The sequence below is a fragment of the Streptomyces sp. NBC_00299 genome (genome assembly GCF_036173045.1).
In the GTDB taxonomy this organism is placed as follows: Bacteria; Actinomycetota; Actinomycetes; order Streptomycetales; family Streptomycetaceae; genus Streptomyces; species Streptomyces machairae.
The window spans coordinates 8,127,300-8,141,580 of the sequence record NZ_CP108039.1 but is presented as its reverse complement, the minus strand read 5'-3'; the positions used below and the strand labels follow the sequence as shown (position 1 = coordinate 8,141,580).

Sequence of the window (14,281 nt, the reverse complement as noted above, 5' to 3'; positions counted from 1 at the left end):
TGCATGCTGCTGACCCGGCTGGCCCAGGTGTCCCAGGAGGTCGCCGCTACCTCCGCGCGGTCCCGGAAGATCGCTCTGCTCGCCGAGCTGTTCCGGGACGCCGAAGCTGACGACGTACCGATCGTCATCCCTTATCTGGCAGGACGGCTGCCGCAGGGGCGGCTCGGCATCGGCTGGAAGGTGCTGAGCCGCCCGGTCCCCCCGGCCGCCGAGCCGACCCTCACGGTGCGCGAGGTGGACGCCCGGCTGACCGGGCTCGGCAAGGTGTCAGGCACCGGTTCGCAGGCCGAACGGGGCCGTCTGGTCGGCGAGTTGATGGGCGCGGCCACCGAGAACGAGCAGCGCTTCCTGTTCGGGCTGATCACCGGCGAGGTGCGGCAGGGCGCGCTGGATGCCGTGGCGGTGGAGGGTCTGGCCCAGGCGACCGAGGCACCGCCGGCGGACGTGCGGCGGGCAGTGATGCTCGCCGGGTCGCTCCAGACGGTGGCCGAGGCCCTGCTCGCGGACGGCCCCGCCGCCCTCGAACGCTTCCGGCTCACCGTCGGCCGCCCCGTCCTGCCGATGCTGGCGCACAGCGCCTCCTCGGTGTCCGAGGCGGTCGGCAAGCTCGGCGCCTGCGTGGTCGAGGAGAAGCTGGACGGCATCCGCGTCCAGGTCCACCGCGACGGCGAGGCCGTACGGATCTACACCCGCACCCTGGACGACATCACCGACCGGCTCCCCGAACTGACCGCGACCGCACTTGAGTTGAGAGGCGAGCGCTTCATCCTGGACGGGGAGGTCATCGCCTTCGACGGCCAGGGCCGCCCCCGTTCCTTCCAGGAGACCGCCGGCCGCGTCGGCTCCCGCGTGGACGTGGCGACGGCGGCGAAGGAGGTCCCCGTCTCCCCGGTCTTCTTCGACGCCCTGTCCGTCGACGACCGCGACCTGCTCGACCTGCCCTTCGCCGAACGGCACGCGGAACTGGCCCGGCTGGTCCCCGAGCCGATGCGCGTGCGCCGCAGCCCGGTGTCCGGGCCCGAGGACCTCGCGCGGGCCGAGGACTTTCTCGCCGAGACCCTGAAGCGCGGCCACGAGGGCGTGGTCGTCAAAGCGCTCGACGCCCCCTACAGCGCGGGCCGGCGCGGCGCGTCCTGGCTGAAGGTCAAGCCGGTGCACACCCTCGACCTGGTGGTGCTGGCCGCCGAATGGGGCCACGGCCGCAGGACCGGCAAGCTCTCCAACCTGCACCTGGGCGCTCGCACGGCGGACGGCTCCTTCGCCATGCTCGGCAAGACCTTCAAGGGCATGACCGACACGATGCTGAGCTGGCAGACCGAGCGGCTCCAGGAACTCGCAGTCGAACACCAGGGCTGGGGAGTGACCGTGCGCCCCGACCTGGTCGTCGAGATCGCCTACGACGGCCTGCAGCGCTCCACCCGCTACCCGGCCGGCGTGACTCTCCGCTTCGCGCGCGTGGTCCGCTACCGCGAGGACAAGCGGCCCGAGGAGGCGGACACGGTCGAGACCCTGCTCGCCGCCCACCCGGACGTGAAGCCGTGACCGCGGAGGTGAAGCCATGACGTCGTCCGGCGGGAAGCGCGAGAAGCGCAGTGCGGGTCTGCTCCTGTTCCGCCACACCGATGACGGTCTGGAAGTGTTGCTCGGCCATATGGGCGGCCCGTTCTTCGCCAAGCGCGACGCCGGGGCCTGGACGGTCCCGAAGGGCGAGTACGAACCCGACGAGCCCTCCTGGGACGCAGCCCGCCGCGAGTTCCAGGAGGAGCTGGGTCTTGCACCGCCCGACGGGGAGGCCGTACCGCTCGGCGAGGTCAAGCAGTCGGGCGGAAAGATCGTCACGGTGTGGGCGGTCGAGGCCGACCTCGACCCGGCGACGGTCGTCCCCGGCACGTTCGTGATGGAGTGGCCGCCGCGCTCGGGGCGGACCCAGGAGTTCCCGGAGCTCGACCGGGTGGCGTGGCTGGGCGTCGACCGGGCGCGGGAGGTCGTCGTCAAGGCCCAGGCCGCGTTTCTCGACCGGCTGGCGGAGCACTCGGCCTGAGCGGCCGTACACGCGTTGCGGTAGCCACCGCCGCGCGGGAAGGTCGAAGCATCAGCCCGCTCCCAGGAGGTCGGTCATGCCCATCGCGACGGTGAACCCGGCGAACGGCGAGACGCTCAAGACGTACGAGGCCATGGGTGCCGAGGAGATCGAGCGCAGGCTCCAGCTCGCCGAGGCCACGTTCCGCACGTACCGGACGACCAGCTTCGTCGACCGGGCTCGCCTGCTGATCCAGGCCGCCAGTCTCCTGGAGGGGGACCAGGACGACATCGCCCGGACGATGACCACCGAGATGGGCAAGCCCATCACGCAGTCGCGCGCGGAGGTCGCCAAGTGCGCCAAGGCGATGCGCTGGTACGCCGAGCGGGCCGAGGAACTGCTCGCCGACGAGGAGCCGCCCGAGTCCGACGTGAAGGACTCCGGCGCCTCGCGGGTCCGGGTCCGCTACCGGCCGCTGGGCCCGGTGCTCGCGGTGATGCCGTGGAACTTCCCGCTCTGGCAGGTGATCCGCTTCGCGGCCCCGGCGCTCATGGCGGGCAACGTCGGCCTCCTCAAGCACGCCTCGAACGTCCCCCAGACCGCCCTCTACCTGGAGGATCTGTTCCACCGCGCGGGCTACACGGAGGGCTGCTTCCAGACCCTGCTCGTCGGCTCCGGACAGGTCGACGAGATCCTGCGCGACGAGCGCGTCAGGGCGGCCACGCTCACCGGCAGCGAGCCTGCCGGCCGCGCGGTCGCCGCCACCGCCGGGGAGATGATCAAGAAGACGGTCCTGGAACTGGGCGGCAGCGACCCCTACGTCGTGATGCCGTCGGCCGACGTCGACCGCGCCGCGCAGATCGCGGTGACCGCGCGCGTGCAGAACACCGGTCAGTCGTGCATCGCCGCCAAGCGGTTCATCGTGCACACGGACGTCTACGAGGCGTTCGCCGAGCGGTTCGTGGAGGGCATGAAGGCGCTGGTGGTCGGCGATCCGATGCAGGAGGAGACGGAGGTCGGCCCGTTGTCCAGCGAACGGGGGCGGGACGACCTGGAGGAGCTCGTCGACGACGCCCGGCGCAGCGGAGCGGCCGTGCTGTGCGGCGGCCACCAGCTCCGCCGGCCCGAGCTGCCCGGCTGGTACTACGCGCCCACCGTGCTCGCCGGCATCACCCGCGAGATGCGGATCCACCGCGAGGAGGCGTTCGGGCCGGTCGCCACGCTGTACCGGGCCGACGACCTGGACGAGGCGGTACTGATCGCCAACGACTCACCGTTCGGACTGAGTTCGAATGTGTGGACCCGCGACGAGGCCGAGGTCGACCGGTTCGTACGGGATCTGGAGGCCGGAAGCGTGTACGTCAACGGGATGACGGCGTCCCATCCGGCGTTCCCGTTCGGCGGAGTGAAGCGGTCCGGATACGGGCGTGAGCTGTCCGGGCACGGAATCCGCGAGTTCTGCAACATCACCACGGTTTGGCAGGGTGCGTGAGCGCCACGCGACTACGATCCCGGGTGTGAACCGCGAAGTTACTCTGCCGCTGATCGTCGATGACCGCGGGACCTTGCAGGTGGCTGCCTCCGATGTGAGCAAGCTGCTGCGCACGGTGGGTGGTCGGTGGCTGCACCTTGTCGAGGCCGGGGAGGACGGGCTCGACGAGGACACGGTGGCTGCGCTGACCATCGAGCTGGCGAAGCTCGCGGACCGCATCGATGTGGCGTGCATCGCGCACAGCAGCGGCACCGCTCCATAGGAGAGCTCCGCAGGGCGTGCGGACGCCCTGCGGCAAACCCCTGCGGCGCTACCGAATCGACATGCCCGACAACGTACGGGCGATCACCAGCCGCTGGATCTCGCTCGTGCCCTCGAAGATCGTGTAGATCGCGCTGTCGCGGTGCATGCGCTCCACCGGGTACTCCCGCGTGTAGCCGTTGCCCCCGAGGATCTGTATCGCCTGGGCGGTGACCTTCTTCGACGTCTCGCTCGCGAACAGCTTCGACATCGACCCCTCGGCCGCCGTGAACGGCTTCCCGTTGACCGCCATCCAGGAGGCACGCCACACCAGCAGCCGCGCGGCATCGATCTGCGTCGCCATCTCGGCCAGCTGGAACGCCACACCCTGGTTGTCGATGATCGGCCGCCCGAACTGCTCACGCGTCATCGCGTAGTCGAGGGCGACTTCATACGCGGCACGGGCCGTACCCACGGCCATCGCGCCGACGGCCGGCCGCGAGGCCTCGAACGTGGCCATCGCCGCGTTCTTCACCCGCTCGCCGCCGCCCGCCTTGGCCCGCTCACGGGCTCGCGCCAGCCGCTCGTCCAGCTTCTGCTTGCCGCCCAGCAGGCAGGAACCCGGCACCCGCACGTTGTCCAGGACGACCTCTGCGGTGTGCGAGGCACGGATGCCGTGCTTCTTGAACTTCTGGCCCTGGGCCAGGCCGGGCGTGTTCGGCGGGACGATGAAGGACGCGTGCCCCTTGGACCCCAGGTCCGGGTCGACGACCGCGACGACCACGTGGACGTTGGCGATACCGCCGTTGGTCGCCCAGGTCTTCGTGCCGTTGATCACCCACTCGTCCTTGGCCTCGTCGTACACGGCACGGGTCCGCATCGAGGCCACGTCGGAGCCGGCATCGGGCTCGGAGGAGCAGAACGCGGCAAGCTTGACATCGTTGGCATCGCCGTACATCTGGGGCACCCAGGTGCCGATCTGCTCCTCGGTGCCGTTCGCGAGGACGCCGACGGCGGCGAGGCCGGTGCCGACGATCGACAGGGCGATGCCCGCGTCACCCCAGAACAGCTCCTCCATCGCCATGGGGATGCCGAGACCGGTCTGGTCGAAGTACTGCTGGGCGTAGAAGTCGAGCGAGTAGATGCCGACCTTCGCGGCCTCCTGGATGACCGGCCAGGGAGTCTCCTCACGCTCGTCCCATTCGGCGGCCGCGGGGCGGATCACATCGGCCGCGAAGCCGTGCAGCCAGTCCCGGACCTCCTTCTGTTCGTCGTTGAGCTCCATGGTGAACTCGGCCATGTCCCCTCCAGCTGCGTACGTGCATGCTTGATGCTTGTTACTAGCGGTAACCTTAGTTTGTTACTCGCGGGTAGATAAAGTCAACCCGCGATGCCCGGTCGGCAGTCCGTTCGATGGTTCCGGCTGGTTGAGTGTTAGTTTGCGCATGCGTCATCGATTCACCACGGGTGGGGAGAGCTCATGGACACCACGCAGCGGACCGAGCAACAGCGGTCCGCCGACCGCCGTCGGCGCGAGCTGCTGGAGGCCGCCGACAGAGTGGTGCTTCGCGACGGTCCGCAGGCCTCGATGAACGCGATCGCGGCCGAGGCGGGGATCACGAAGCCGATTCTGTACCGGCACTTCGGTGACAAGGGCGGACTTTACGCGGCGTTGGCCATGCGGCACACGGACGCGTTGCTCGACTCGCTGCGGGCGGCGCTGGACGCCCCCGCGGACCGGCGTGAGCGCGTCGAGGCCACGTTGGACACGTATCTCGCGGCGATCGAGGCGCGGCCTCAGGTGTACCGCTTCCTGATGCATCCGGCGGAGGGGGGCCAGCCGGGGGACCCTGGGTTCGACGTCGGCAAGCACTCGGCGCCGTTGCTCCGCAGGATGGGCGAGGAACTGGCCACCGTCATCGAGGAGCGGTTGGATCTCGGTCCCGGCAGTCAGCAGCTGGCCCGGGTGTGGGGGCACGGGATCGTCGGGATGATGCATGCCGCGGGTGACTGGTGGCTCGGGGAACGGCCGTGCTCGCGGGCGGAGTTGGTGCGCAGTCTGGCCGACCTGTTGTGGGGGCGGTTGGCCGCGGCGGGGGACAAGATCGGCGGTCCGGGGTTCTGACGGCCCCTAGGTGGGCAGCGCCGGCCTGTGCCAAGAGGCTCGGGCCACCTGTCGCATCAGGCGCCGGTGGCGCCAGCCCGTTACGCGGTCCGCGTACAGCCTGCCCTCCACGTGGTCGTACTCGTGCTGCAGGCACCTCGCGAAGAAGCCCGTCCCGTGGATCGTCACCGGCTCCCCCGTCACCGTGAAACCCTCGATCACCGCATGGTCGTACCGCTCCGTGCCCGCCTCCAGGCCCGGCAGGGACAGGCAGCCCTCCGGGCCGCGGAGCACCACCCCGTCCGTCTCCACCAGCCGAGGGTTCACCACATGCCCGAGGTGCCGGACGTCCTCGTCGTCCGGGCAGTCGTACACGAACACCCGCAGTGGCTCGCCGATCTGGTTCGCGGCGAGGCCCACGCCACGCGCCGCGTACATCGTCGCGAACAAGTCCTCCACCATCGTCGCCAATTCGGGACCGAAGTCGGTGACATCCTTGCAGGGCGCCTGGAGCACCGGGTCGCCGAGCACGGTGAGGGGACGGACGCGCCCGCGCGCGCCCGGAATCGAGCCGTTTCGCATGGCCGCAAGGGTACGGCGATTCGGGAGTGCGAATGGATCTCGATAGGCTGACCACCACCACGTTGCCGTCAGGCAGAGGCGCGGCGCGTACGCAAGGAGGATCGAGAACTGATGTCAGGCAACTCGGACCCGCTTTCGCCGCGGGCCAAGCTGGCCGTGACCGCGGGCAAGGCGGTCGCGGCGGCATCGCGTGCCGCGGGGCGCGGTAGCGGTTCGGTGATCGGCGGCCGGGTGGCACTCAAGCTCGACCCCGATCTCCTCGCCCGGCTCGCGCAGAACCTGGACGTGGTCCTGGTGTCGGCGACCAACGGCAAGACCACGACCACCCGGCTCATCGCGGAGGCCCTGCGGGCCGCCGGACCGGTCGTCTCCAACGCGCTCGGCGCGAACATGCCGGCCGGCATCACCTCGGCACTCGCGGGCAGCTCCGAGGCGCGCTACGGCGTCATCGAAGTCGACGAGAAGTACCTCGCCGGGGTCGCCCGGGACACCGACCCCAAGTGCATCGCGCTGCTCAACCTCTCCCGTGACCAGCTGGACCGCGCCGCCGAGACCCGCATGCTCGCCGAGAACTGGCGCGAGGGACTCGCCGGCTCGAAGGCCGTGATCATCGCCAACGCCGACGACCCGCTGGTCGTGTGGGCGGCCTCCTCGTCCCCGAATGTGATCTGGGTCGCCGCCGGGCAGATGTGGAAGGACGACGCCTGGTCCTGCCCGTCGTGCGGCGGTGTGATGCAGCGGCCGGGCGACGACTGGTTCTGCGGTGAGTGCGGCTTCCGGCGTCCCACGCCGAGCTGGGCGCTGTCCGGTGATCACGTCCTCGACCCGCACGGGTCGGCCTGGCCCATCCACCTCCAGCTGCCCGGCCGCGCCAACAAGGCCAACGCCGCCTCCTCCGCCGCCGTGGCCGCCGTGTTCGGAGTACCGCCGCAGGTCGCCCTGGAGCGGATGTACCAGGTGCAGGCCGTCGCGGGGCGATACGACGTCGTGCAGTTCGAGGGGCGGGACCTGCGGCTGCTGCTCGCCAAGAACCCGGCCGGCTGGCTGGAGACGTTCTCCCTCATCGACCCGCCGCCGACCCCGGTGATCCTCTCCGTGAACGCGCGCGGCGCCGACGGCACCGACACCTCCTGGCTGTGGGACGTCGACTACACGCGGCTGACCGGGCACCCGATCTGCATCGTCGGCGACCGCAGACTCGACCTCGCGGTGCGGCTGGAGGTCGCGAACCAGCAGTTCCAGGTCTGCGACACCCTCGACCAGGCCGTGCAGCTGTGCCCGCCGGGCCGTATCGAGGTCATCGCGAACTACACCGCGTTCCAGGACCTGCGCCGCCGCGTCGGCAACTGACGTACTCAGACGTACTCACAAGGACAGTGACTTCATGAGCGACAACAGTCTGCGGGTCGTCTGGATCTACCCGGACCTGCTCAGCACGTACGGCGACCAGGGCAACGTCCTCGTCGTGGAGCGCCGGGCACGGCAGCGCGGCCTGGACGTGGCCCGCCTCGACGTGCGCAGCGACCAGCCGATCCCGACCTCCGGCGACATCTATCTCATCGGCGGCGGCGAGGACCGGCCGCAGCGGCTGGCGGCCGAACGGCTGCGCCGGGACGGCGGTCTTACCCGGGCCGTCGAGAACGGCGCCATCGTGTTCTCGGTGTGCGCCGGCTACCAGATCCTCGGCCACGAGTTCATCAACGACCTCGGCCAGCGCGAGCCCGGTCTCGGCCTGATCGACGTGGTGTCGGTGCGGGGTGAAGGAGCCCGGTGCGTCGGTGACGTGCTCGGCGACATCGACCCGCGCCTCGGTCTGCCCCCGCTGACCGGCTTCGAGAACCACCAGGGCGTCACCCACCTCGGCCCCACCGCCCGCCCGCTCGCCAAGGTCCGCTTCGGCAACGGCAACGGCACGGGCGACGGTACGGAGGGCGCGTACAACGACACCGTCTTCGGTACGTACATGCACGGGCCCGTGCTCGCCCGGAACCCGCTGATCGCCGACCTGCTGCTGAAGCTCGCGCTCGACGTGAACGCGCTGCCGCCGACCGACGACCGCTGGTACGAGGCGCTCCGCAACGAGCGCATCACTGCCGCGCAGCAGCCTGCCTGACGGTCCTCGCACCTGCTCGTACACCTGGGTGCCGGCCTGCTGTCACCAGCCCGTCTGACGGTGCGTCCGCACAGGTGAGCGGGGTCGTCCAGCAGGCGGACGCAGGGTTCGGCCCCGCCCCCTGATGCCGCTAGGGTGGCGGGGATTCGAGCCGGACAGCGTGGTCCGGTCCCGGCCCACGTTGAGAAGGTTTTTCGGGCTATGCGCATTGGTGTCCTCACGTCCGGCGGCGACTGCCCCGGCCTGAACGCCGTCATCCGGTCCGTCGTGCACCGCGCCGTCGTCGACCACGGCGACGAGGTCATCGGCTTCCGGGACGGCTGGAAGGGCCTCCTGGAGTGCGACTACCTCAAGCTCGACCTCGACGCGGTGAGCGGCATCCTGGCTCGCGGCGGCACGATTCTCGGCTCCTCCCGGGTCCAGCCCTCCCATCTGCGGGACGGCGTGGAGCGGGCGAAGGGCCATCTCGAGGAGCTCGGCCTCGACGCGATCATCCCGATCGGCGGCGAGGGCACGCTGAAGGCGGCCCGGCTGATGTCGGACAACGGCCTGCCCGTCGTGGGTGTGCCGAAGACCATCGACAACGACATCGCGGTCACGGACGTCACCTTCGGCTTCGACACGGCCGTCGGCGTTGCGACCGAGGCCCTGGACCGGCTCAAGACCACCGCCGAGTCCCACCAGCGGGTGCTCGTGGTCGAGGTCATGGGCCGGCACACCGGCTGGATCGCGCTGCACTCCGGCATGGCGGCCGGCGCGCACGCCATCGTCGTGCCGGAACGGCCCTTCGACATCGAGGAGTTGACCCGGGTCGTCGGCGCGCGGTTCGAGGCGGGCAAGCGCTTCGCGATCGTCGTGGCGGCCGAGGGGGCCAAGCCGAGGCCCGGCTCCATGGCGTTCGACGAGGGCGGCAAGGACATCTACGGGCACGAGCGGTTCGCCGGGATCGCCCGTCAGCTGTCCATCGAGCTGGAGGGGCGCCTGGGCAAGGAGGCCCGGCCGGTGATCCTCGGACATGTGCAGCGCGGTGGTACGCCCACCGCCTACGACCGGGTCCTCGCGACGCGGTTCGGGTGGCACGCGGTGGAGGCCGTGCACCGGGGTGAGTTCGGCAAGATGACCGCACTTCGCGGGACCGACATCGTGATGGTGTCGCTGGCGGAGGCCGTGGAGACGCTGAAGACCGTGCCGGAGAACCGGTACGAAGAGGCTGAGTGCGTGCTGTAGCTCCGGTTCGCCCTTGAACAGATGCCCCCGGTCGCAATGCCGACCGGGGGCAGTTCTAGTCTGTGTGCGGACAGACTTGCACAACCCCCACGAAACAGGAGCCGGCGGATGGATCACAGCGGGCACGGCATGCTGATGGATTTGCCGCCGTTCACGCTGGGACGAGGGCTCGCGTGGTCCGCGGACCCGTTCTTTCTCGTCGCCTGTCTGGTGGGGCTCGCGCTGTATGCGTGGGGCGTCGTGCGGCTCGCACGGCGCGGCGACAAGTGGCCCGTGGGGCGGACCGTGTCGTACGTCGCCGGGGTGCTGTCCGTGATGCTGGTCATGTGCACCGGGCTGAATGACTACGGGATGGTCATGTTCAGCGTGCACATGGTGCAGCACATGGTGATCAGCATGTTGTCGCCGATTCTCCTCCTGCTCGGCGCGCCGATGACGCTGGCGCTGCGTGCGATGCCGCCGGCCGGGCGCGGGCGCAAGGGGCCGCGGGAACTGCTGCTGGCCCTGCTGCACAGCCGGTACATGCGGATCATCACGCATCCGGCGTTCACCATTCCGCTGTTCATCGCCAGTCTCTACGCGCTGTACTTCACGCCGCTGTTCGACTTCCTGATGGGCTCCGCGACGGGCCACATCGCGATGATGGTGCATTTCCTCGCCGTGGGTGTGGTGTTCTTCTGGCCGATCATCGGCGTGGATCCCGGTCCGCATCGGCCGGGGTATCTGATGCGGATGCTGGAGTTGTTCGCGGGAATGCCGTTCCACGCGTTCTTCGGCATCGCGTTGATGATGGCGTCGGAGCCGATGGTCGAGACGTTCAAGAACCCGCCCGCCTCACTCGGCATCGACGCGCTCTCCGACCAGAACGCGGCCGGCGGCATCGCCTGGGCGTTCAGTGAGATTCCGTCCGTGCTGGTGCTGATCGCGCTGCTGTTCCAGTGGTACGGCTCCGAGCAGCGGCAGGCCAAGCGCAAGGACCGGGCCGCCGACCGGGACGGTGACAAGGAACTCGAGGCGTACAACGCCTATTTGGCCTCATTGAACGCACGCGGGAACTGAGGAAACCGAAAGGCTGCGCCTTTCAGTAGCATGAAGCGCGTCGGGGGAACCGCCGGGGGGAGCGGTAATGGCGCTTCGCGTTTTCGTGCACAGGTCCGAAATAGCGGCGATTCGGAGGATCGCCGTCCTGTTGGTCTTCGTTCTGGCGCTCAGCGGGTGCGATCGGAACACACCGTTGTCCGTGGTGAAAGCGGTGGCCGCGGGAGTTCCGTCGCTCGCGCCCTTCTTCGACGAGAACCAGGGGCTGGGGCGGGACGCCCAGGTCCGGGCGCCGGCGGCGCACGGCGGTCTGCAACAGGGCGACACTCCTGGGCTGTACGGGGGTTCGAAACAGCCGACGATCTGCGACGTCGTACGGCTGGAGGAGTTCCTCACCGACCCGGCCAACGAGCGCAAGGCACAGGCCTGGGCAGCCGCGCTCTCCATCAGTGCAGCAGAGATTCCGGGGTATCTCGGCCGCCTCACAGCCGTACTCCTGCGTCACGACACTCTCGTGAAGAACCACGACTACAAAAAGGGAAAAGCCGTCCCCTTCAACGCGCTGCTGCAGACGGGAATCGCGATTCTCGTCGACGAGCGGGGGCTTCCCGCGGTGAAGTGCTCGTGCGGAAATCCGCTGCGGCCCTTCGAGGGTGACACGACGCGGATAAGGGTCGAGTTCGACGACCGCAACGAGGAGTGGAAGGGCTACGAGAAGTCGTCCGTGGTGGCCGTGCGGCCCGCGACGCGGAAAGTGGAGCAGCTCGCTCTCGTGGACGTCCAAGAACCCGACCGGGGCGTCAACCGGCCCGTCGGCACCACGGGCGAGGACGACACGGAGTTCGACACACGGGAGCGGCGTGCGGTGCCCGACCTCACCGGGACGACGTTCGGGCAGGCGAGCCGGCGGCTGGCCGGCAAGGGGCTGGCGGCCGCCCTCGCCGGCGGAGGGCTGCCGCCGGACCACGCCCGGGTCACGGCATCGGATCCGCCGGCCGGGACGGAGCTGCGGTTCGGGGAGTACGTGACGTTGAGCGTGGCCGGAGGGGCGACGTCCGGTGGCTCGTCGACCGGGACGTCCACTCCCCCGCGTTCGGGGTCGGGGTCGGAGCCCGGGTCTTCCGAGTCGACGCCGTCGGCGTCCTCGTCGTCCTCCACGTCCACGTCCCCGCCGTCCGGCTCGACTCCACCGCCGTCGTCCTCCGGATCCGTCAGCTCCGGACCGAGCGGCCCGGGTCCCACCAGCGGGCCCCCGTCCGCGGGCCCGCCGTCCTCCGCGGCGCCGCCCTCGTCCGAGCCGGCCTCCTCCGACCCGCCGGCCGGCTCGGCGAAGCCCCCGTCGTCCAAGGACCCCACGTCCAGCGCACCACCCCCGTCCCCGCCCAGCTCACCGCCGGAGACCACCAGCTCGGCCCCGACCAGCGCTCCGGTCACCAGCAGCGCGCCGCCGCCCGAGACCAGCCGGCCCGCGACGAGCGCCCCGTCCACCGGCGGGCCCGGCGCAACCTCGACCGTCTGACAACCACGTAGCGCACCCGCAGAACCCGGGGGAGTCACCGGATGCCTTCAGGATCATCGACGTCGGGAGTGGGCCGGGTCGTCGCCGGCCGCTATCTGCTGCTGAACCGGCTCGGCAGCGGCGGCATGGGCCATGTCTGGCTCGCCCATGACCGGAGACTCGCCTGCGAGGTCGCGCTGAAGGAGATCGTGTTCCGGGATCCGGTCGAGGCCTGCGAGCGTGAGGCCCGGGTGGCCCGTGCCCGAACGGAGGCCCGGCACGCGGCGGGGCTGCGCGGGCATCCGCATGTGGTGACGGTGCACGACGTGCTGGAGCACGAGGGGCTGCCGTGGATCGTCATGGAGTACGTGACGGGCGCCGTCGATCTGCGTGACCTGATCGACCAGCGCGGGCCGCTGGCACCCGCGGAGTGCGCCCGCATCGGGCTCGCCGTCCTCGACGCGCTGACCGCCGGACACCAGCGGGGCGTCATGCACCGGGACGTGAAACCGGCGAACATCCTGCTGGCCCCGGACCGCACCGGGGCGCGGTACGGGCGGGTGCTGCTCACGGACTACGGCATCTCGGTGCAGCCGGACGCCGGTGAGACGCGGTACACGCTGGCGTCGGTGCTCGTGGGCACGGCGGGCTATCTGGCGCCGGAGCGGGTCACGGGCGGGGCGCCGACGCCGGCGACCGACCTGTTCTCACTGGGCTGCACGCTGTACCACGCCGTCGAGGGCCGGGGGCCCTTCGACCGCGAGTCGCATCTGGCCCAGGTCACCGCGGTGGTCATGGAGGAGCCCCCGCCGGCCGTGCGGGCCGGGGCGCTGGGGCCCGTCCTGCGGGCGTTGCTGGAGAAGGATCCGGCACTGCGGATGTCCGCGGTGGAGGCGGAGGCGGCGCTGTCGCGGATCGTCACTCCGGAGGTCGACGCGTACGCGCGGACACAGACCGACCTGGGTTCGCAGCCGCACTGGGACGGGGCGCCGCCGGGGCGCATGCCCGGCGCGACGGGCTTCGGCTCCCCGCCCATGCCGGTGTCCGAGCGGCCCGGCGGCCTGGCGGGCTTCGGTCCCGCGTCCGGTGCACACGGTGGTCGACAGGGCCTCGGTCCCGGTCCCGACGGGCGGCGCCGAGCCCGTCCCCGCATCCTCCACGCGGTCCTCGGCGGCATCCTCGGGCTGGCGCTCGCCGGAGTGGGCGTCTGGTACGCCATGGCCCAGTCGCCGGACACCACGGGGTCCGCGCGGCCGTACGGCGACACCGTCGGACTCGGCAGTGCGCTGAAGGACGGTGACTGCGTGCTCGCCGACTGGCCCGGCACGGCTCCCTTCCGGGGCACGCCCCGGCTCAGTGTCGATCCCGGTTGCCGGGAGAAGGTGCCCGACGGGCAGGTGCTGGCGTTCGTCGGGGCCGCGTCCGCCGCCGAGGCGCGGGAGAAGGGGCCGGGGGCGTGCGAGGAGCGGACGGAGGAGCTCCGCGGGAGGCTGGCGGACGTCCGCAGCTTCGCCGTCGTACCGACCGAGGCGGGCTTCGAGGCGGCCGGGCGGCGCACCGCCTGTCTGGTGCTGGGCGCGCACGGGCCGGTGTACGGGCCGCTGGGCGGGCATCGGAAACCGGGGTCGGCCTTCGCCGACACGGCGACCATGCAGCGCAGGGACTGTCTGGAGGTCCGCTCCCGCCGGGACGCCCGCCTGGTGTCCTGCGCGGACCCGCACGACGAGCAGGTGCTCGGGTTCACCCGACTGGGCGACGACGTCACGCTGGCCGAGGCGCGCACGGAGTCGGACACGGCGTGCGCCCGCCAGGTGCCGCCACGCGACTACGGCTTCGATCCTTCCGTCTACACGGCGGGCTCCTGGACGAGCGAGGGGGCCTGGAAGACGGGCACTCATTTCGTCGTGTGCACCGTCAGGAAGCAGAACGGGGGCACCATGGAGGGGGACGAAGCCTAGGAGGGTGTT

13 protein-coding genes are annotated in these 14,281 nt (G+C 70.7%); 11 read left to right on the top strand and 2 right to left on the bottom strand.

Translation table 11 applies throughout. The features are described 5' to 3' along the window. The first annotated feature begins 3 nt into the window (after positions 1-3). The 4 genes from OHT51_RS36430 to OHT51_RS36415 all read left to right on the top strand — a co-directional run bounded on the left by OHT51_RS36430 (position 4) and on the right by OHT51_RS36415 (position 3,774). Complete coding sequence (locus OHT51_RS36430; RefSeq protein WP_328883148.1) at positions 4-1,542, top strand: ATP-dependent DNA ligase; 1,539 nt, start codon at positions 4-6, stop codon at positions 1,540-1,542. Positions 1,543-1,558: 16 nt separating this feature from the next. Then, positions 1,559-2,041: an NUDIX domain-containing protein gene (locus OHT51_RS36425; RefSeq protein WP_328883147.1), complete on the top strand. Its 483-nt coding sequence runs from the start codon at positions 1,559-1,561 to the stop codon at positions 2,039-2,041. 76 nt (positions 2,042-2,117) lie between these two features. Then, entirely contained in the window at positions 2,118-3,512 is a 1,395-nt protein-coding gene (locus OHT51_RS36420) for an NADP-dependent succinic semialdehyde dehydrogenase (RefSeq protein ID WP_328883146.1), read from the top strand. Positions 3,513-3,537: 25 nt separating this feature from the next. Continuing rightward, on the top strand, positions 3,538-3,774 hold the full coding sequence (locus OHT51_RS36415) for a DUF6213 family protein (RefSeq protein ID WP_328429254.1): 237 nt from the start codon (positions 3,538-3,540) through the stop codon (positions 3,772-3,774). A gap of 48 nt (positions 3,775-3,822) precedes the next feature. Here the strand turns inward: OHT51_RS36415 and OHT51_RS36410 are convergent, their stop codons facing one another. Then, the gene (locus OHT51_RS36410; protein WP_328429253.1) at positions 3,823-5,052 is read right to left on the bottom strand and encodes an acyl-CoA dehydrogenase family protein; all 1,230 of its coding nucleotides are present in this window, start codon (positions 5,050-5,052) and stop codon (positions 3,823-3,825) included. 180 nt (positions 5,053-5,232) lie between these two features. Here OHT51_RS36410 and OHT51_RS36405 point away from each other — a divergent pair, with 180 nt between their 5' ends. Beyond that, a complete protein-coding gene (locus tag OHT51_RS36405) occupies positions 5,233-5,877 on the top strand; it encodes a TetR family transcriptional regulator (RefSeq protein ID WP_328883145.1) in 645 nt (214 codons plus the stop codon). Between the two features lie 6 nt (positions 5,878-5,883). Here OHT51_RS36405 and def read toward each other — a convergent pair whose 3' ends face one another. Continuing rightward, positions 5,884-6,438, bottom strand: a complete 555-nt coding sequence (def, locus tag OHT51_RS36400) for a peptide deformylase (protein ID WP_328883144.1) — start codon at positions 6,436-6,438, stop codon at positions 5,884-5,886. 111 nt (positions 6,439-6,549) lie between these two features. On the opposite strand from def, the gene OHT51_RS36395 reads away from it, so the two are divergent. From OHT51_RS36395 to OHT51_RS36370, 6 genes are all read left to right on the top strand, one after another. Next, positions 6,550-7,788, top strand: coding sequence for a MurT ligase domain-containing protein (locus tag OHT51_RS36395; RefSeq protein WP_328883143.1), 1,239 nt, complete (start codon positions 6,550-6,552; stop codon positions 7,786-7,788). Between the two features lie 34 nt (positions 7,789-7,822). Beyond that, on the top strand, positions 7,823-8,551 hold the full coding sequence (locus OHT51_RS36390; protein WP_328883142.1) for a type 1 glutamine amidotransferase: 729 nt from the start codon (positions 7,823-7,825) through the stop codon (positions 8,549-8,551). A gap of 201 nt (positions 8,552-8,752) precedes the next feature. Then, positions 8,753-9,778: a 6-phosphofructokinase gene (locus tag OHT51_RS36385; RefSeq protein WP_328883141.1), complete on the top strand. Its 1,026-nt coding sequence runs from the start codon at positions 8,753-8,755 to the stop codon at positions 9,776-9,778. A gap of 108 nt (positions 9,779-9,886) precedes the next feature. Then, on the top strand, positions 9,887-10,837 hold the full coding sequence (locus OHT51_RS36380) for a cytochrome c oxidase assembly protein (protein WP_328884556.1): 951 nt from the start codon (positions 9,887-9,889) through the stop codon (positions 10,835-10,837). Positions 10,838-11,018: 181 nt separating this feature from the next. Continuing rightward, positions 11,019-12,335, top strand: coding sequence for a DUF6777 domain-containing protein (locus OHT51_RS36375; protein ID WP_328883140.1), 1,317 nt, complete (start codon positions 11,019-11,021; stop codon positions 12,333-12,335). A gap of 41 nt (positions 12,336-12,376) precedes the next feature. After that, positions 12,377-14,272 carry a serine/threonine-protein kinase gene (locus tag OHT51_RS36370; RefSeq protein WP_328883139.1) on the top strand — a complete coding sequence of 632 codons (1,896 nt, stop codon included), beginning with the start codon at positions 12,377-12,379 and terminating at the stop codon, positions 14,270-14,272. Positions 14,273-14,281: the final 9 nt, after the last annotated feature.